Origin of the sequence: Bradyrhizobium sp. BWC-3-1 (assembly GCF_032917965.1) — a bacterium.
Lineage (GTDB): Bacteria > Pseudomonadota > Alphaproteobacteria > Rhizobiales > Xanthobacteraceae > Bradyrhizobium > Bradyrhizobium canariense_D.
Genome location: NZ_CP136625.1, coordinates 6,027,167 through 6,045,405, shown reverse-complemented (window position 1 = coordinate 6,045,405; position 18,239 = coordinate 6,027,167). Strand labels below are relative to the sequence as shown.

The 18,239-nt window shown below is 64.4% G+C and carries 19 protein-coding genes; 11 read left to right on the top strand and 8 right to left on the bottom strand.

Going from position 1 to position 18,239, the window contains the following annotated elements:
• Nucleotides 1–13 precede the first annotated feature (13 nt).
• The 6 genes from RX329_RS29335 (at nucleotide 14) to RX329_RS29310 (ending at nucleotide 6,843) form a co-directional block, all read left to right on the top strand.
• Nucleotides 14–814, top strand: a complete 801-nt coding sequence (locus tag RX329_RS29335) for an NYN domain-containing protein (protein ID WP_018458589.1) — start codon at nucleotides 14–16, stop codon at nucleotides 812–814.
• Between the two features lie 85 nt (nucleotides 815–899).
• Nucleotides 900–2,702, top strand: coding sequence for an adenine deaminase (locus tag RX329_RS29330; RefSeq protein WP_018458590.1), 1,803 nt, complete (start codon nucleotides 900–902; stop codon nucleotides 2,700–2,702).
• Nucleotides 2,703–2,855: 153 nt separating this feature from the next.
• Nucleotides 2,856–4,646, top strand: a complete 1,791-nt coding sequence (gcl, locus tag RX329_RS29325; RefSeq protein WP_018458591.1) for a glyoxylate carboligase — start codon at nucleotides 2,856–2,858, stop codon at nucleotides 4,644–4,646.
• Nucleotides 4,647–4,658: 12 nt separating this feature from the next.
• Nucleotides 4,659–5,444, top strand: coding sequence for a hydroxypyruvate isomerase (gene hyi / locus RX329_RS29320; RefSeq protein WP_018458592.1), 786 nt, complete (start codon nucleotides 4,659–4,661; stop codon nucleotides 5,442–5,444).
• 12 nt (nucleotides 5,445–5,456) lie between these two features.
• A complete protein-coding gene (locus tag RX329_RS29315) occupies nucleotides 5,457–6,344 on the top strand; it encodes a 2-hydroxy-3-oxopropionate reductase (RefSeq protein ID WP_317244737.1) in 888 nt (295 codons plus the stop codon).
• A gap of 115 nt (nucleotides 6,345–6,459) precedes the next feature.
• Nucleotides 6,460–6,843 (top strand): DUF1236 domain-containing protein, encoded by a 384-nt coding sequence (locus tag RX329_RS29310; RefSeq protein ID WP_018458594.1) that lies wholly within the window; start codon nucleotides 6,460–6,462, stop codon nucleotides 6,841–6,843.
• Nucleotides 6,844–6,886: 43 nt separating this feature from the next.
• Here RX329_RS29310 and RX329_RS29305 read toward each other — a convergent pair whose 3' ends face one another.
• The 3 genes from RX329_RS29305 to RX329_RS29295 all read right to left on the bottom strand — a co-directional run bounded on the left by RX329_RS29305 (nucleotide 6,887) and on the right by RX329_RS29295 (nucleotide 8,521).
• The gene (locus tag RX329_RS29305) at nucleotides 6,887–7,264 is read right to left on the bottom strand and encodes a VanZ family protein (RefSeq protein ID WP_018458595.1); all 378 of its coding nucleotides are present in this window, start codon (nucleotides 7,262–7,264) and stop codon (nucleotides 6,887–6,889) included.
• A 76-nt stretch (nucleotides 7,265–7,340) separates the two neighbouring features.
• Nucleotides 7,341–7,943, bottom strand: coding sequence for a thiamine pyrophosphate-dependent enzyme (locus RX329_RS29300; RefSeq protein WP_018458596.1), 603 nt, complete (start codon nucleotides 7,941–7,943; stop codon nucleotides 7,341–7,343).
• 11 nt (nucleotides 7,944–7,954) lie between these two features.
• A complete protein-coding gene (locus tag RX329_RS29295; protein WP_026233617.1) occupies nucleotides 7,955–8,521 on the bottom strand; it encodes a thiamine pyrophosphate-binding protein in 567 nt (188 codons plus the stop codon).
• Between the two features lie 278 nt (nucleotides 8,522–8,799).
• On the opposite strand from RX329_RS29295, the gene RX329_RS29290 reads away from it, so the two are divergent.
• Together RX329_RS29290 and RX329_RS29285 are read left to right on the top strand one after the other, a co-directional pair.
• The gene (locus tag RX329_RS29290) at nucleotides 8,800–9,849 is read left to right on the top strand and encodes a hydroxyacid dehydrogenase (RefSeq protein ID WP_018458598.1); all 1,050 of its coding nucleotides are present in this window, start codon (nucleotides 8,800–8,802) and stop codon (nucleotides 9,847–9,849) included.
• Between the two features lie 185 nt (nucleotides 9,850–10,034).
• On the top strand, nucleotides 10,035–10,247 hold the full coding sequence (locus tag RX329_RS29285) for a hypothetical protein (protein ID WP_007608382.1): 213 nt from the start codon (nucleotides 10,035–10,037) through the stop codon (nucleotides 10,245–10,247).
• 60 nt (nucleotides 10,248–10,307) lie between these two features.
• Here RX329_RS29285 and RX329_RS29280 read toward each other — a convergent pair whose 3' ends face one another.
• The 4 genes from RX329_RS29280 to RX329_RS29265 form a co-directional block, all read right to left on the bottom strand.
• Nucleotides 10,308–12,512, bottom strand: coding sequence for a xanthine dehydrogenase family protein molybdopterin-binding subunit (locus RX329_RS29280; RefSeq protein WP_018458600.1), 2,205 nt, complete (start codon nucleotides 12,510–12,512; stop codon nucleotides 10,308–10,310).
• A 7-nt stretch (nucleotides 12,513–12,519) separates the two neighbouring features.
• Nucleotides 12,520–13,536, bottom strand: a complete 1,017-nt coding sequence (locus RX329_RS29275; RefSeq protein ID WP_018458601.1) for an FAD binding domain-containing protein — start codon at nucleotides 13,534–13,536, stop codon at nucleotides 12,520–12,522.
• On the bottom strand, nucleotides 13,533–14,024 hold the full coding sequence (locus RX329_RS29270) for a (2Fe-2S)-binding protein (protein ID WP_018458602.1): 492 nt from the start codon (nucleotides 14,022–14,024) through the stop codon (nucleotides 13,533–13,535). The genes RX329_RS29275 and RX329_RS29270 overlap by 4 nt, the downstream gene beginning before the upstream one ends.
• 139 nt (nucleotides 14,025–14,163) lie before the next feature.
• On the bottom strand, nucleotides 14,164–14,643 hold the full coding sequence (locus tag RX329_RS29265) for an Lrp/AsnC family transcriptional regulator (protein WP_018458603.1): 480 nt from the start codon (nucleotides 14,641–14,643) through the stop codon (nucleotides 14,164–14,166).
• Between the two features lie 134 nt (nucleotides 14,644–14,777).
• On the opposite strand from RX329_RS29265, the gene ald reads away from it, so the two are divergent.
• A complete protein-coding gene (gene ald, locus RX329_RS29260) occupies nucleotides 14,778–15,893 on the top strand; it encodes an alanine dehydrogenase (protein ID WP_018458604.1) in 1,116 nt (371 codons plus the stop codon).
• A 9-nt stretch (nucleotides 15,894–15,902) separates the two neighbouring features.
• Here ald and RX329_RS29255 read toward each other — a convergent pair whose 3' ends face one another.
• Complete coding sequence (locus RX329_RS29255) at nucleotides 15,903–16,538, bottom strand: 2-hydroxychromene-2-carboxylate isomerase (RefSeq protein WP_018458605.1); 636 nt, start codon at nucleotides 16,536–16,538, stop codon at nucleotides 15,903–15,905.
• Nucleotides 16,539–16,739: 201 nt separating this feature from the next.
• Here RX329_RS29255 and RX329_RS29250 point away from each other — a divergent pair, with 201 nt between their 5' ends.
• Both RX329_RS29250 and RX329_RS29245 read left to right on the top strand, forming a co-directional pair.
• The gene (locus tag RX329_RS29250) at nucleotides 16,740–16,958 is read left to right on the top strand and encodes a hypothetical protein (RefSeq protein ID WP_007593267.1); all 219 of its coding nucleotides are present in this window, start codon (nucleotides 16,740–16,742) and stop codon (nucleotides 16,956–16,958) included.
• 149 nt (nucleotides 16,959–17,107) lie between these two features.
• Nucleotides 17,108–18,166, top strand: coding sequence for a YeiH family protein (locus tag RX329_RS29245; RefSeq protein ID WP_085352331.1), 1,059 nt, complete (start codon nucleotides 17,108–17,110; stop codon nucleotides 18,164–18,166).
• Nucleotides 18,167–18,239 lie beyond the last annotated feature (73 nt).

Genomic DNA, 18,239 nt, shown 5'->3' with positions numbered 1-18,239 from the left:
CGTGGGAAAAGTCATGCCGTCAGAGCTCCGTTCGCCCCGTCTCGCTGTCCTGATCGATGCAGACAATGCTTCGGCAAAAATCGCCGATGGGCTGTTCGACGAGATTGCCAAGATCGGCGAGGCCAGCGTTCGCCGCATCTACGGCGACTTCTCCAATGCCAGGTCGAGGGGCTGGGCCGACATCCTGTCCAAACACGCCATCATCCCGCAGCAGCAGTTCGCCTATACGACGGGGAAGAATGCCTCCGACATCACGCTGGTCATCGACGCAATGGACCTGCTTCACAGCGGCCGGTTCGATGGCTTTTGCCTGGTGTCGTCGGACAGCGATTTCACCCGTCTGGCCGCCCGCATCCGGGAGCAGGGCATCGACGTCTTTGGGTTCGGCGAACAGAAGACGCCGGAGAGCTTCCGGCAGGCCTGTCGAAGGTTCGTCTACACGGAGAACTTGCTTGCCGCCCCAGCGAACACCCAGGACGCCGCCTCGAGATCGACGTCGCTTCAGCCGCTCGATGCCGCAACCCCCATCATCAAGAAGGTCATCACCCAGATGGAAAGCGAGGACGGCTGGGTGACGCTCGGGGAAGTTGGCCGCCAGCTCGCCAATCTCGCGTCCGATTTCGATCCGCGAACGTTCGGCTTCCGCAAGCTGAGTGACCTCGTGCGCAAGACGAATGCGTTCGAGATTGACGAGCAGAACGGGAGGTCGATGCGGATTCGGGTCAAGCCCGCTGCCGCACCGGCCCCGCGACGACGGAACTCGCGCAGACCTGCGAGGCCAGCGGCGGCAGGCGCTTCTCCGCCTAAAGCGTAAGCAGAGCCTGCCGTTATATTTGCGCTTGCCCGGTCGGGCGCAGGGCGTAACCATCGCAGGGCCATAACGCCACGCGAGGGTTCTGATGACCAGACTTACCCGCTTCGCCGTCGCACCGCTGCATTCGATGACCCGGCGTCTCGCCGATGTGGCCTCGGCGCGTGTCGCGCCGGATCTCGTCGTCACCGGCGCGCGGGTGCTCTCGACCTATTCGGAGCGCATCCTTGCGAACCGCGAAATCTGGATCACCGGCGGCCGCATTGCTGCGATGAAGCCGGCCGGCGCTGCGAAGAATGTCTTCGGCGACGTGCCGGTTTACGACGCGGCGGGCGGCATCATCGCGCCGGGGCTGGTCGACCCGCACATCCACATCGAATCCTCGATGGTGACGGCCTGCGCCTATGCCGAGGCCGCCCTGCTCAACGGCACCACCACAATCTTCTGCGACAGCCACGAGATCGGCAACGTCATGGACGTCGTCGGCGTCGAGGCGATGCTGGAGGACGCACGCGAGGCTCCGCTCTCGATCTTCCTGACGGTGCCCTCGACGGTTCCTGCGACTTCGGCCGCACTGGAGACTGCGGGCGGCGATCTGACGCCCGACAAGATCGCCGGCCTGTTCGACCGTTGGCCGGAAGCCGTCGGGCTCGGCGAGAAGATGGATTTCGTGCCTGTCACCATGGGCGATGAGCGAAGCCACGCCATCCTCGCTGCCGCCCTGAAGCGCGGCCGGCCGGTGTCCGGCCATATCTATGGCCGCGACTTCGTTGCGGCCTATGCGGCGAGCGGCATCACCGACACCCATGAGGCGATCGACCGCGACATCGCCGACGATCTGCTCGATGCCGGGGTCTGGGTGTTCCTGCGCGGGGGACCGCCGACCACGCCCTGGCACTCGCTGCCGCAGGCGATCCGGACCATCACCGAGCTCGGCGCTTCGCACAAGCGCACGGCCGTGTGCACCGACGATCGCGACGCCGACGATCTCCTGCTGTTCGGTCTCGACTGGGTGGTGCGCGAAGCCGTGAAAGCAGGGATGTCGCCGGAGCAGGCCTGGTCGATGGGCTCGCTGCATGGCGCGACGCGCTTCAACATGGACAGCGATATCGGCGGGCTCGGCGGCGGGCGCCGCGCCGATCTGGTGCTGATGGACGACAATCTGAAGCCGCAATGCACCTGGTATGGCGGCGAACTCGTGGTCGAAAACCGAAAGATCACGCCGAAGCTCGAGCAGGCGCTGTCGCAGCGCTATCAATATCCGCAGGCGGCCTATGCGACGGTGAAGCTGCCCGAGAAGGTCAAGCTGACGCCGGAGCTGCCGGCGAAGGCCTGCACTGTCAACGCGATCAAGACCGCGTTGCCCGGCATCACGCTGATCCATGAGAAGATCGCGATCGAGCCCGCAAAGGACTGGCCCTCACTGTTCGCCCGCTACGGCCTATGCTTCGTCACGGTGGTCGAACGCCACGGCAAGTCGGCCGGCAATGTCGCCTACGGCCTGTTGAAGGACTTTGGACTGAAGCGCGGCGCGGTCGCCTCCAGCGTCGGGCACGACAGCCACAACATCATCGTTGCCGGCACCAACGAGGCCGATATGCAGGTCGCGGTCGCCGCCATCAAGGAGCAACAGGGCGCCGTCTGCCTCGTCGCCGAGGGCAAGGTGAGGGCGCTAGTGCCGCTGCCGATCGCTGGGCTCTTGTCCGACAAGCGCGTCACGGAGGTGGCGGAAGAAGTCAAGGCGCTGAAGAAGGAATGGGCGGAGGCCGGCTGCACCATCCCCTACATGGGTTTCAATCTGATTCCGCTATCGGTCATTCCGGAAATTCGTATCACCGACAAGGGCCTCGTGCTGGTGCCGCAGATGCAGCTGGCGCCGCTGTTCGAGTGATCGCTTTCACGGATATCTCGATCTAACCGATTGAGACCGCCACGTTTTTTCCGCGGCTGCCGCATCGTGGAAAATAAAATCGATCTCGTTGAGTGAAGCCCTCGCGGGCCCGATGATCTCGCTCAAGCCAATGCAACTCAAGCGAGGTCCGATATGGCGAAGATGCGAGCCATCGATGCTGCCGTGCGAATTCTGGAGAAGGAGGGCATCTCGACTGCCTTCGGCGTTCCCGGGGCCGCGATCAATCCGCTTTACTCGGCGCTGAAGAAGCGCGGCTCGATCCGCCATATCCTGGCGCGCCATGTCGAGGGTGCCTCGCACATGGCCGAGGGCTATACGCGGGCCAAGGCCGGCAATATCGGCGTCTGCATCGGCACCTCGGGGCCGGCCGGGACCGACATGATCACCGGGCTCTATTCCGCGATCGCTGATTCCATCCCGATCCTCTGCATCACCGGGCAGGCGCCGCGCGCGCGGCTCTACAAGGAGGATTTCCAGGCCGTCGACATCGAGTCGATCGCAAAGCCCGTGACCAAATGGGCGGTGACGGTGCGCGAGCCGGCGCTGGTGCCCCGCGTGTTCAGCCAGGCGTTTCACGTGATGCGCTCGGGAAGGCCCGGCCCGGTGCTGATCGACATGCCGCTCGACGTGCAGCTCGCCGAGATCGAGTTCGACGACGAGACCTATGAGCCATTGCCGGTCTACAAGCCGACCGCGACCCGCAAGCAGGTCGAGAAGGCGCTGGAGATGCTCAATGCGGCCGAACGGCCGCTGATCGTCGCGGGCGGCGGCGTGATCAATGCCGACGCCTCGGATCTGCTGGTGGAATTCGCCGAGATTGCCAACGTGCCGGTCGTGCCGACGCTGATGGGCTGGGGGGCCATCCCCGACGACCACGTGCTGATGGCCGGCATGGTCGGTCTTCAGACCAGCCACCGTTACGGCAATGCCACCATGCTCGAATCCGATTTCGTGCTCGGCATCGGCAATCGCTGGGCCAACCGCCACACCGGCTCGGTCGAGACCTACACCAAGGGGCGCACCTTCGTGCATGTCGACATCGAGCCGACGCAGATCGGGCGCGTGTTCAATCCCGATCTCGGCATCGTCTCGGACGCGAAGGCCGCTCTCGAACTCTTCGTCACCGTCGCCAGGGAGTGGCGCCGGTCCGGCAGGTTGCGCGAGCGCCAGGCGTGGCCCGCTGCCTGCCGCGACCGGAAGAAGACAATGTTGCGCAAGAGCCATTTCGATAACGTCCCGATCAAGCCCCAGCGCGTCTACGAGGAGATGACCAAGGCGTTTGGCCGTGACACCTGCTACGTCTCCGTGATCGGCCTGTCGCAGATCGCCGGCGCGCAGTTCCTGGGCGTCTACAAGCCGCGCAACTGGATCAATGCCGGGCAGGCGGGCCCGCTCGGCTGGACGCTACCCGCGGCGCTCGGCGTGCGCGCGGCGTGTCCGGATCGTGATATCGTCGCGCTCTCAGGCGACTACGATTTCCAATTCCTGATCGAGGAGCTCGCAGTCGGGGCGCAATTCAATCTGCCCTACATCCACGTCGTCGTGAACAATTCCTATCTCGGCCTGATCCGCCAAGCCCAGCGCGGCTTCGACATGGACTATCACGTCCAGCTCTCGTTCGAGAACATCAACGCGCCCGAGCTCGGCGGCTACGGTGTCGATCACGTCGCTGTCGCCGAAGGGCTCGGCTGCAAGGCGATCCGCGTCACCGACCCGAAGGACTCGCAGGCGGCGTTCGCGACCGCGCGCGAATGGATGGCCAAGCATCGCGTGCCCGTGATGGTCGAGTTCATCCTCGAACGCGTCACCAACATCGCGATGGGCACGGAAATCGACAACATCGTCGAATTCGAGGAGGTGCTGGATCTGCCGCTCGACGAGGTCGCGACCGCGCGGCCCGGCGTGCTGCAGCCGGCGGAATAGGGAGATAGCATCATGCCGAAATTCGCCGCCAACCTCACCATGCTCTTCAACGAAATGCCGTTCGTGGACCGCTTCGCAGCGGCCAAAGCAGCGGGCTTCGGCGGGGTCGAGTACCTCTTCCCCTACGAATTCGACAAGGCGCAGCTGCGCGAGCAACTCGACGGCCATGGGCTGACGCAGGTGCTGCACAATCTGCCGGCCGGCAATTGGGCGGCGGGCGAGCGCGGCATCGCGATCCTGCCTGATCGTATCAGCGAGTTCAGGGACGGCGTGTTTCGCGCCATCGACTATGCCAAGGCGCTCGATTGCGAGCAGCTCAACTGTCTCGTCGGCATCGCGCCTGCGGATGCCGATCCGCGTGAGCTCAACGAAACGCTGGTCGGGAATCTGCGCTTTGCGGCGTCGACGCTGGCGCGGGAAAACATCAAGCTGCTGATCGAGCCGATCAACACGCTCGACATCCCCGGCTTCTTTCTGAACGGCACCGAGCAGGCCGTGCAGCTGATCTCCGAGGTGCGCTCGAACAATCTGTTCGTCCAGTACGACATCTACCACATGCAGATCATGGAGGGCGACCTCGCCCGTACTATGCAGGAATACCTGCCGCAGATCGCGCACATCCAGCTCGCCGACAACCCCGGCCGTCACGAGCCTGGCACCGGCGAGATCAACTATCCCTTCCTGTTCCGCCATCTCGACGCGATCGGTTACCGCGGCTGGGTCGGCTGCGAATACAAGCCGCGCACCACGACGCTGGAAGGCCTGTCCTGGCACGCGGCGCAGACGTTCGAGACCTGAGGAAACGTTGACATGATCGACATCGGCTTTATCGGACTTGGCACCATGGGACGGCCGATGGCCGGCCATCTTCTGACCGCAGGCCATCGCGTTCTCCTGCACGATGTCGGGCCGGTCGCGCCCGGGCTGATCGCGGCCGGCGGCGTTGGCTGCAAGTCAAGCAAGGAGGTCGCGGAGGAGGCGGATGCGGTCATCATCATGGTGCCGGATACGCCGCATGTGGAGGCCGTGCTGTTCGGCAAGGACGGCATCGCGGGCGGCATTTCCAAGGGGAAGATCGTGGTCGACATGAGCTCAATCTCGCCGCTGGCGACCAAGGAGTTTGCGAAGAAGATCGAGGCGCTCGGCGCGGATTATCTCGACGCACCGGTGTCAGGCGGGGAGGTCGGTGCCAAGGCGGCAAGCCTCACCATCATGGTGGGTGGCCCCGAGCGCGCCTTCAACACCATGAAGCCGATCTTCGACCGGATGGGGAAGAACGTCACCCGGGTCGGCGCCAATGGCGACGGCCAGACGACGAAGGTCGCCAACCAGATCATCGTCGCGTTGACGATCGAGGCGGTCAGCGAAGCGCTGCTGTTCGCGTCGAAAGCCGGTGCGGATCCGGCGCTGGTGCGGCAGGCCCTGATGGGCGGCTTTGCGTCGTCGCGGATTCTCGAAGTGCATGGCGAGCGCATGGTGAAGCGCAATTTCGATCCCGGCTTCCGCATCGAGCTGCATCAGAAGGATCTCAACCTCGCGCTTGAAGGCGCCCGCGCGCTCGGCCTGTCACTGCCAAGCACGGCAGTGGCGCAGCAATTGTTCTCGTCTTGCACCGCACATGGCGGCAAGGGTTGGGATCACTCGGCAATGGTGCGTGCGCTGGAACTGATGGCGCGGCACGAGATCGCCGCAGCCTGAACTGTTACCAGGTAACAGTCTCCACTTGTAGTTCTGCCTAGATCCGGCGGGGAACCGGAACAATGATCCGGCCCCGCGGTTGAAGGCGCACAACAATCACTGGAGACATAAGCACATGAAGACCCGTCTTGCGATTACGTTCGCTGCCGCGTCGCTGCTGGCGTCGAGTGCAGCCTTTGCCCAGTCGACGACCGAACAGGGCGCCAGGGACGGCGCTCGCGCGGGCGGCGACATCGGCGGCCCGGTCGGAGCGATGGTCGGTGGTACCGTCGGTGCGGCGGTCGGCGCTGGTCTGGAAATCCCGAATGCGATCCTCGGCGGAATTCCGCGCGATGATTCCGTCGTGGTCCACGAGCGCGTCGTGGTCGGCGAGCCACTGCCGCCGACCGTGGTGCTGCGGCCCGTGCCGAACTACACCGAATATCGCTATGCGGTCGTGAACGATCGCCGCGTGATCGTGGAGCCGCGCACGCGCCGCGTCGTTAAGATCATCGACTGATCGACCGGAGCGTGAGCTTTGAAGAGACGGGCCCTGCGGAGCGTCACTCCGCGGGGCCTTGACTCGTCAGGGCCGGATTTGCGCGAAACCGCGTCATGGCCCAATCGGCGATGGCCGCCAGCGCGAAACCGATGCAGGTGGTGCCGGCATCGACCAGAAAGTCCTCCAGCCGCGCATGCCGTCCCGGTGCCCAGAATTGCATCAGTTCCAGCAGGCCGATCAGCACCACGGCGATCGCTGTGGCCGACAGGCGGCGGCGCGGATAGGCGAGGCCGAAGGCTAGTCCCACCAGGACGAAGGCAAGGGCATGTTCGCCGTCCTGGCCAAGGTCGGAATGGGGCCGTAGGCCTGGCGGGCCGAGGGTTGCAAAGGCGACGGCGGCGGCAAGCAGCCAGGCAGAGGAGCGAAGCAAAATGGACATCCGCACCGCTTAGCACGGATTGCAGCAGCCTGCCGAGGCGCCAGGATCAGATCGCCGTGTAGTTAATGACGAACCGTTAAAGTGGCTCGCGCACGCCAAGGCCGTGCATGAAGCGTTCCCGGATTTGTACGGGATCGCGTCGGGTGGCGCCGACGCCGGGCTTGTCATCGATGCGGACGGCGATCAGGCTGGGCTCGCCGGCCGACATGGCTTCCTCGACCAGACGCTCGAAATCCGCCTCGTCCGCGGCCCAGGCGCTGTTGGCAAGCCCGGAGCCGGTTGCGATGGCGACGATGTCAGCCACGTTCGCGGCCGGTGTCGGCTGCGCGCCCGTGATCTGGTAGATGCCGTTGTCCATCACGATCATGATGAGGTTCTTCGGCTTCAACGCCGCGATCGTCGAGAGTGCGCCGAGCTGCATCAGCAGCGAGCCGTCGCCTTCGAGCGCAAAGACGCGCCGGTCCGGCTGCGCCAGCGCCACGCCCAGCGCGATCGGGAAGGCGAGCCCCATGCTGCCGAGCATGTAGAAATTTTGCGCACGGTGGCCGGCGGCCCAGAGGTCGAAATTGGTGTTGCCGATGCCGCCGATCACGGCTTCCTCGTGCTCGAGTTTCGCGATCAGGCGCGAGGTGACGTCGAAGCGGTTCATCACTTTGGTGTTGCGCACGTCTGTATTCATTTGGGCCGGACTCACTTGTCGAACACCTTGCCGCCCGTGAGCAGCGGGTTGAGGATCAGCGCGACTGGCGCCTGCGTCGTGACGGCCTGCTTGATCGAACGATCGGCAATGAATTCGAGCTCGTCGAGCCGGGTGATGGTGTGATGCTCCAGCGCCAGCGAATCCAGCACCGGACGCATGGTGCGGCAGACCAGTGACTGGCCGTAGTTGAACTCGCCGAGCGTGCCGCGCTCGGACACGAACATGATAAGCGGAATCTGGTAGGGCACCGCGAGCGAGGCCAGCACGTTGGCGAGCGTCGCAAAGCCTGAGGTCTGCATCAGCACCGCACCGCGCCGTCCGCCCATCCAGGCGCCCGAGACGATGCCGACGGCCTCCTCCTCGCGGGCGGTGGCAAAGGTGGTGAAGAACTGATCGGCGTGCAGGTTCTTGATCAGCGGCGTCAGCACGCGGTCGGGCACGTAAGGGACGAGGCTGATCTCATTCCGCTTTAAGGTTTGCAGGATGATGCCGTGCCAGCTCTTGTCACTGGAGGTCTGCGCCGCCTCGGACGAGGTTTGTTGCTCCGCAATCGGCATTGCGTTCTCCCTTCGGCCGCGCATGCTTCTTGGTCTTTGCCATTGTCTTAGGCGTCGTCTTAGCCCTTGTCTTGGCCGTCGCGGCGGTCTGCCGAACTTGACGCAGGCAGCGGGATTGTCAACATGTCCGGACTGCACCGTGATCTGCGCCAGACGGCCTGCCGCAGCCGGTGCCGCCGTGTCATAAGCGGCAACAACAAGAGAACGGAGGAACGCATGACAGGAGCGCGCGAAGCGCTGGCCCTGCGGATCTCCTGGAGAAAGCCGGAAGGGTCCTGATGTCCGTCAACAGCAAGCGCGTCTTCTACGTCAAATATCTGGCCAATCCGATCTATATCGACATCCTGAAGGCGCGGCCCGACGTCCGGCTCGATCGCATCGAGAACGAGAGCCCCGAGGAATATTTCGCGCCGATCATCGAGGCGGCTCATGTCTACCAGATCGGCGCCGCCCGTGACGAACTGGCCCCGCACTTCCATGTCGATGCTGCCTTCCTGAGGCGCGCGCCGAACCTGCTGCTCGTCTCCAGCAACGGCGCGGGATTCGATCCTGTCGATGTCGAGGCTTGCACCGATGCCGGCGTGCTGGTCGTCAACCAGTCCGGCGGCAACGCCCACTCGGTCGCCGAGCATGCGCTGGCGATGATGTTGACGCTGTCCAAGCGCATCATCCAGTCCGACCGCAAGCTCCGCAGGGAGTCCAACGTCAACCGCAACGAACTCGTCGGCAACGAGATCGAGCACAAGACCGTCGGCATCGTCGGCCTCGGCAATGTCGGTCGCCGCATCGCCGCGCTATGCAAGGGCCTGTTCGGCATGAAGGTGCTGGCCTACGATCCTTACCTCACGGCCGAGGTGATGGCCGAGCGGGGCGGCGAGAAGGTCGAGCTCGACGAGCTGCTGCGCCGCGCCGATTTCGTCTCCATCTCCTGCCCGCTCGACAAGCGCAGCCGCAACATGATCAGCGTGCGCGAATTTGCGTTGATGCAGCCGCATGCGTACTTTATCACCACGGCGCGCGGCTTCATCCACGATGAGGATGCGCTGCTCCAGGCCTTGCGCGAGAAGCGCATTGCGGGCGCCGGTCTCGACGTCTGGTCCAAGGAGCCGCCGCCGCCGGAGCATCCGCTGCTCCAGCTCGACAACGTGCTGGCGAGCCCGCATACCGCGGGCGTCACGATCGAGGCGCGGCAGAACATGGGCCGCATCGCGGCCGAGCAGGTGCTGGATACGCTCGATGGCAAGCGGCCGCCGCGCATCATCAATCCGGAGGTCTGGCCACGCTATGTGGAGCGATTCAAGCAGGCGTTTGGTGTGACGCCGGCGTAGTTGACAGTCGCTCTGTCCTTCCGGGGTGCGATGCTCCTGCTGCCCAATGTCCCGGTTAGCGCTACGCGCCACGGAACGATCGGCGGGGGGAACCGCGCCCGACTTTGATCCGTGTCAAAATCTCCCTCCCGGATTCCGCCTAAATGGGATAAGAGTGAGCGCCGCCGGGGCAGGCAGGAGGTCCCATGTCAACTTATGTGGTCAGGTTCATGAAGGACGTGCTCGGCCAGTACGGCCGGCAGATCGAGGTGTGCCAGGGCACGCTCGAGATCGACGCTTCCGACGAGGACGAAGCCAGAGAGCGGGCGAAGGCGAGGTTTTGCGAGGATCAGGCGTTGCACCACTGGTCGCTGCATGCCGACCGCATCCAAGTCAGACCGGCTGACTTTCCCTCGTGAGGCCTGGCGGCCGGGCGCCGTGAGGTGACGCCGGCGCCGAGAGGGGACTGCTGCACCGTCTCAGTCGAGCAGCTTGTCCAGTGTGATCGGAAATCGACGGATGCGTTTGCCGGTGGCGTGATAGACGGCGTTCGCGATCGCGGCGGGAACGCCGACGATGCCGATCTCTCCCAGCCCCTTGATGCCGAGCGCGTTGATGTGCGCGTCCGGCTCGTCGACGAAGATCACGTCGATGTCGTGAACATCGGCATTCACGGGAATGTGGTACTCGGCGATGTTCGCGTTCATGATCCGCCCGAAGCGGTGATCCATCACCGTCTCCTCGTGCAGGGCCATCCCAATCCCCCAGACCACGCCGCCCATGATCTGGCTGCGGCCTGTCTTGGTGTTGAGAATCCGCCCGGCCGCGACGGCGCTCACGACCCGCGTCACGCGAATGACGTTTAGCTCTTCGTCCACCTTGACCTCGGCGAAGACGGCCGAGTGGGTGTTACGCGCGTGCTTCTTGTCCTCGCCGAATTGATTGAGCTTTTCCTTCTCGATGCGTTCGACGCCGCCGTGACGCATCGCGTCGGCGATCGAGACCGCGCGGCTGTTGTTGCTGGAGCTGGCAATGCTGCCGTCGGTCAGCACCGTATCGGCTAGCTCGGCGCCGGCGAGCGGCGAGCCTGGCATCTTCCCGGCCAGGCGTAACAGTTCCTTGCGCACTTCCTCGGCGGCTGCGAGCACCGCATGCGCGCTCGAAGCGGCCATCCAGGAGCCGCCCTCCACAGGCGCCTGCGGCAGACTGGAATCTGCGAGCCGGACGCTGATGTTCTCAATCGGCAGGCCGAGCGCATCGGCTGCGACCTGAGCCACAATGGTGTAGGTGCCGGTGCCGATGTCGGATGCGGCGCAGGACACCTCGGCATGTCCGTTCGACGTCAGCACGATACGGACGGCGACCGGCATCTGCAGTGCTTCCCACACACCCGTCGCCATGCCCCAGCCGATCAGATCCTTGCCGTCGCGCATCGAGCGCGGCGCAGGATCGCGTCTGCTCCAGCCGAAGGCGTCCGCGCCGCGCGCGTAGCATTCGCGCAACTGCTTGCTGGTGTAGGGCAGGTTTTCGCTCTGGTCGCGATCCGAGTAGCACTTCAGCCGCAATTCGATCGGGTCGAGCTTGAGTGCGACGGCGAGCTCGTCCATCGCGCATTCCAGCGCGCAGACGCCCGACGCAGCGCCCGGTGCGCGCATGTCGCAGGGGGTGGAGACGTCAAGGTGCACCAGCTTGTGGGAGAAGCGGCTGTTCGGGCTCTTGTAGAGCTGTTCGGCCCAGCCGGTATCGTTGCGGGCAAAATCCTCATAGCGCGAGGTGACGGCAATCGCCTCGTGCGTGACCGCGTCGAGGGCGCCATCGGATCTTGCGCCGAGCCCGACGCGCTCGATGGTCATCGGCCGGTAGCCGAGCCCGTACATCTGCTGCCGCGTCAGTACGACGCGAACGGACCGCTTCAGCGCGAGCGCGCCGAGTGTTGCCAACACCACCTGATATTGCGGCCGCAAGCCGGAGCCGAAGGCGCCGCCGACGTACGGCGAGACCACGCGAATGTCGTCCGGCTTCTTGTCGAACACGCTGCAGAGAAATTTGTGGACGTTCTGGACGCCTTGGGTCTTGTCGTAGATCGTGAGCTTGCCATTGCTGTCCCAGACCGCCGTGGTCGCATAGAGCTCCATCGGGTTGTGATGCTCGGTCGGTATCACGTAGTCCGCCTCGTGGCGCACATCAGCTCCCGCAAGGGCGGCTGCGGCGTCGCCCCGCGGTTTATGCGGCTCGTTCTTCTCGGCGGCGTTGCTGCGTTCGCCTTCGAGGTCGGTTGCAAAACCATGCTGCTCATATTCGACCCGCACGAGCGTCGCGGCGAATTTCGCGGTTTCCCAGTCCTCTGCGACGACAAGTGCGATCGGCTGGCCATTGAACTTGATCTTGTCATCATAAAGCGGACGGAAAGGCGAGCCTTCCTCGGGCGCCACCTCGTCCTTCCACGCCTCGTCCTTGTCGGCCAGCGGCGGACGGTTCGCATGCGTGAGCACGTTGAGTACGCCCTCGACCTTCAACGCCTCGCTCGCGTCGAGGCGGGCAATGCGCCCGCATGGAATGATGGCCTCGACCACGAAGCCATGGAGGAGCTTGTCGGCTGGAAATTCGCCGGCGTATTTGGCGGCGCCGGTGACCTTGGCCCGGCCGTCGACACGCGACGTTGGCGTTCCGACATAAGCGTTCATGGGGTCCTCACGCGATCTTCTTGTGCGCCTGAGATTGCGGCGTGGCGTTCGCCGCCTGTGTCAGCGTCCGCACGATGGCGCGGCGTGCGAGCTCGACCTTGAAGCCGTTATGTGAGCGGGCTGTTGCTCCCTGGAGCAAGAGATCCGCGGCGTGCGAGAAGTGATCGGGCGTTGCGGCCTGGCCGCGCAACGTAGCTTCGGCCTCGAGGCTGCGCCAAGGCTTGTGAGCCACGCCGCCGACCGCCACGCGTGCCCCGCTGATCGCGTTGCCCTCCAATTCGAGCGCGGCGGCAACCGAGACCAAAGCAAAAGCATAAGACATCCGGTCGCGAATTTTTAGATAGCTGTAGTTTTGAGCAAAGCCGCGCGGCGGAAGCTCAATCCCGGTGATGATCTCGCCGGTGCCGAGATTGGTATCGACATGAGGCTTGTCGCCGGGCAGCCGATGGAGATCGGTCAGCGCGATGGTGCGTTCGCCGGAGGGACCCGCGATGTGCACGAGCGCATCGAGCGCGGCGAGCGCCACGCTCATGTCGGATGGATTGGTCGCGATGCAGGCGGCGCTCGTGCCCAGGATCCCATGGTTGCGGTTCAGCCCGTCCATTGCCGAGCAGCCGCTGCCGGGATGTCGCTTGTTGCACGGCGTGGCCGTGTCATAGAAATAAGCGCAGCGCGTTCGTTGCATCAGATTGCCGCCGACCGATGCCATGTTGCGCAGTTGCGCCGAGGCGCCGGCCAGGATGGCGCTGGCGAGCAGGGGATAGCGCTGCTCGATCAATGGATGATAGGCGAGGTCCGAGTTCGGCACCAAGGCGCCGATGCGCAAGGACCCGTCGGGCGTCTCTTCGACCTTGCGGAGCGGCAGGCGGGAAATGTCGATCAGCCGGGAGGGGCGCTCGACATTCTCTTTCATCAGGTCGATCAGATTGGTGCCGCCGGCAATCAGTTTGGCGCCGGGACCGGCGGCGAGCAAGCGGATGGCGTCGGCGACATCAGTGGCTCGAGCGTACTGGAAGTTGTTCATGGCTGGCCCATTGCCTGCTGGATGGCGGCGACGATGTTTGGATAGGCGCCGCAGCGGCAAAGGTTTCCGCTCATCAGCTCCCGGATCTCGTCGGTATCTTTGGCACGGCCTTCGGCGAGCAGTCCGGCCGCCGAGCATATCTGTCCCGGCGTGCAATAGCCGCACTGGAAGGCGTCATGGTCGATGAACGCCTGTTGCAGGGGATGCAGCGCGCCATCCTTGGCAAGACCTTCGACAGTCGTGATCTCCGCGCCGTCCTTCATGACGGCGAGCGTGAGACAGGAATTGACGCGCCGGCCGTCCACCAGCACCGTGCAGGCGCCGCACTGACCATGGTCGCAGCCCTTCTTGGTGCCGCTCAGTGCAAGATGGTCCCGCAAGGCATCGAGCAATGTGGTCCATGGCACGAGATCGAGCGTGTGACTGACGCCGTTGACGACAAGATGGATCGGAATGCGTTCGGAAATCTGATGCGTGACATCGCCCATGTCCTGCTCCCTGCGACGGCGACCGTGCCGGACGTCAGCCGTGTTGACGCGGGGGCACGCCTCCGCCGGCCAATAGCGCCCAACGGACCACCGACCGGTTGGTTCCTTGCCAGCAGTTCGCCTTTCCGAGAGGTTGCGGTCAGCGCTTTGCTTCGCCGAACACCACATTCGGCACGGCGCGGTCGACAACTTCGCGCAGCGCGAAGCTCGATTGTACCCTCGCGACGCGCGGCAGGCGCGACAGCTCCATGCGGTGGATGCGCTCGAAATCCTGGATATCGCGGGCGAGCACGATCAGGATGTAGTCGTCGGTCCCCGACATCAGGAAGCAGCGCACGACGGACGGGCATTTCACCACCTCCGCCTCGAACGCCTTCAGCGCCTCATCGCTCTGGCTTTCCAGCGCGATACGGACCAGCACCGTGGTGGTGAGGCCGAACTGCGCGAGGTCGAGCGTGGCCTGATAGCCCTGGATATAGCCGTCGTCTTGCAGCGCCTTCTGCCGCCGCGCGAGCGCGGTGCTTGATAGCCCGACCTTGTGCGCGAGCTCGGTGTGACTGGCCCGCGCGTTGGTCGTGAGCTCCGCGAGGATGGCGAGATCTTTCCTGTCGAGGGCCAAGGTTTCGTTTCCAGCGTGAAAGGGCGTTTGCGCGCCGGAAACCGGCGCAGGGAGGCCAAAGCTAGCGGATATTTGCACGAAACCAAACAGGGCACGTCGCTACGATCATGAGGTGAATCACAAGGAGGCCCGGGATGCGCGTCGGTGTGCCCAAGGAAATCAAAGTGCAGGAATATCGCGTCGGGCTCACCCCGGGTGCGGTCCGCGAATATGTCGCCGCGGGGCACGAGGTGACGGTCGAGACCGGTGCGGGCGGCGGCATCGGCGCCTCCGACGAAGACTACCGGCGGGCAGGGGCCACCATTGCCGAGAGCGCGCGCGACATCTTCGCGAAGTCCGACATGATCGTGAAGGTGAAGGAGCCGCAGACAAGCGAGTGGCCCCAGCTCCGCGAAGGCCAGATCCTGTTTACTTACCTTCATCTTGCGCCGGATCCCGAACAGGCCAGGGGTTTGCTCGCCTCCGGCTGTACTGCGATCGCCTATGAAACCGTCACCGACGCGGCCGGTCACCTCCCCCTGCTTGCGCCGATGAGCGAAGTCGCCGGCCGCCTCGCTATCGAGGCCGCCGGCGCCGCGCTCAAGCGCTCCGCTGGCGGTCGCGGGCTGCTGCTGGGCGGTGTCCCTGGCGTGCAGCCGGCGCGGGTCGTCGTGCTCGGCGGCGGCGTGGTGGGAACGCAAGCCGCGCGCATGGCCGCGGGCCTTGGCGCCGAAGTCACCGTGATCGACCGCTCCATTCCAAGGTTGCGGGAGCTTGATGATCTCTTTGTCGGACGCGTGCGCACCCGCTTCTCCACCATCGAGTCGGTCGAGGAGGAGGTGTTCGCCGCCGACGTCGTGATCGGCGCGGTACTGGTGCCGGGCGCGAGTGCGCCCAAGCTCGTCACGCGTGCGATGCTGACATCGATGCGCCCAGGCGCCGTGCTGGTCGACGTCGCGATCGATCAGGGCGGCTGCTTCGAGACCTCGCACCCGACCACGCATGCCGATCCGACCTATCTTGTCGACGGCATCGTGCATTATTGCGTGGCCAATATGCCCGGCGCGGTGCCGGTGACGTCGAGCCAGGCGCTGAACAACGCGACGCTGCCGTTCGGCTTGATGCTCGCGAACAAGGGTTTTGCTGCGATCTTGGAAAATCCACACCTGCGCAACGGGCTGAATGTGCATCGCGGCCGTATCACCAACAAGGCGGTGGCGGAGAGCCTCGGGCTGGAGTTTGCTCCGGTGGAGAGCGGGCTAGCGGCGTAGCGTTGCTGCTCATGCCGGCTTGCGATGGCGGCTGCCGAGAGCTGCCTCGATCGTCCCGGGCTTCTCGATGCGTTCGATCAACATGTCGATGCGGTCGCCGCCCCAAAACAGCTCGCCGTTGAACACCATGGTCGGCACGCCGAACACGCCGAGCACTTCGGCCTCGTCGATGATGCGGTCATGCTCGGCGCGTGCGGGGCCATGGACGTAGGCTTCGAACTCGCTGGCCGAGCCACCGCAGGACGTGATGACGTCCGTGATTGCGGCGAGATCGTCGATCTCGAGCTCATGCCTCCAGAACCGACGAAACACCGTGTCGTGATACGGACGGAAGAAGCGGTGCTGTTGGGCGAACAGCATGCCGACGCTGGAATAGAACGCGTCGTAGATCCGCCTAGGCCCTTTCATGACGAGCCCTTGCGCATTGGCATAGCGCCGGGCGTCCATATAGGCGTAGCGCACCTTGCGCCAGAAATGCGGCGTGCGCTCTTCCACGGTCCCCATGAATTCGGCAACGCGCAGCGTATAGGGCAGCCATTCGAGCTCGACGCCGTGCGTCTCCTGCAGTTCGAATAGGCGCTTGTTGGCCACGAACGCGTAGGAGCTCTTGTAGTCGGTGTAGACGCGCACGCGGGGGTTTGGCATTGGCAGATTCCTTTCATACGCGCGGCGCTACCTGCTCGCCGTGGCGCCGGTGCTCAAATAGGCCGGAAGAAGAAAACTATTGCCCCGGGTCCGTCCGGCGGAAGGAGTTTCCTCTTCGGGAGGCAAAAAAGCCAATCGCTTCCATTGCTGTTTGGGGCCGAAACGACGACATTTCCATCAGAAATTGATGGATTGACTGCTATGGAACGCACCAGGTTTGAGCCTTTCGGCGAGCAATTGGTGTCCGCAACGGACACCCAGCCGCGCTCGCGCGGGTCAAAGCTGCTGCTGCGGGTCGGCACCGGGCTGTTCTGGTCGCTGGTCGCCGGTATCGTGCTGGCGCGCGCGGCCTTCTTCGAGCCCGGCGTCTATGACGGCTTCAGCCGCGTCGCCTCGCTGGCCAAGAGCCTGATCTTCTAAGGCGCGCCTGATCTTCCAACGGGCGCCTGATCTTCCGAGCCAGATTATTCCGGATTGAGGATAGAACTTCGCTCGGCCCTGATATGTCGAAAACTTATTCCCCAATCGGATGGCGCTGCGTATAAATCCTTCTCCTTGGGGAGAGATTTGTGTCGCAGAATCAAGCATCCAGCCCGGCCGACGCCAAGCGGACCACGGCCATCAGCCGCATCGTCGCGCTGATTCCCGGGATCCTCCTCTGCATCGCCGTGGCCGGCGTTTCGGCCCTGCTCGAACGGGCGGAATTGGGCATCTTCGAACATCCCTATGTCGAGGCGCTGGTGATGGCGATCTTGCTCGGCATGGCTGTGCGCAGCTTTTGGAAGCCCGCGCCGCGCTGGCAGTCCGGCATCGCCTTCAGCGCCAAGCAGCTGCTCGAAGTCGCCGTCATGCTGCTGGGGGCCTCGATCAGCTTCGCTGCTATCGCGGCGTCCGGCGTCGCGCTGTTGGCCTCGATCGCGGCCGTCGTTGTGGTCGCGCTCTGCGTTTCCTTCGGCATCAGCCGGCTGCTTGGTCTCTCGACGCGGCTCTCGATCCTGATCGCCTGCGGAAACTCGATCTGCGGCAATTCGGCGATTGCGGCGGTGGCGCCGATCATCGGCGCCAACAATGACGAGATCGCATCCTCCATCTCCTTCACCGCGATCCTCGGCGTGATGATGGTGCTCGGCCTGCCGCTGCTGATTCCGCTGCTGCAGCTATCGGCTACGCAATACGGCATCCTTGCAGGCCTCACTGTCTATGCCGTGCCGCAGGTGCTGGCTGCGACGGTGCCGGCGGGACTCGTCTCGACGCAGATCGGCACGCTCGTCAAGCTGATGCGCGTGCTGATGCTCGGGCCGGTGGTCGTCGGCCTCTCGCTGACGGCGTCGCGCTGGCACAGCGATGCCAAGAAGACCAATGTCGGCTTCTTCCGCCTGGTCCCGTGGTTCATCCTCGGCTTCCTTGCGCTGGCGACCTTGCGCTCGCTCGAGATCGTGCCGTCCACGGTGATTGCCCCGATCACGCGGATCACGGGTTTTCTCACGGTGGTATCGATGGCCGCGCTTGGCCTCGGCGTCGATGTGAAGGTGCTTGCCAATGTCGGGGGACGGGTGACGGCGGCCGTGACCTTGTCGCTACTGCTGCTGCTCGGCATTAGCATCGCGCTGGTGCACTGGTTCAAGTAAGGCAAGCTGCTGCGCATACTCCACTTCCTTCTCCCACAAGGGGGAAGGAAGTCAGCGCGCAAGTCGAAGATCC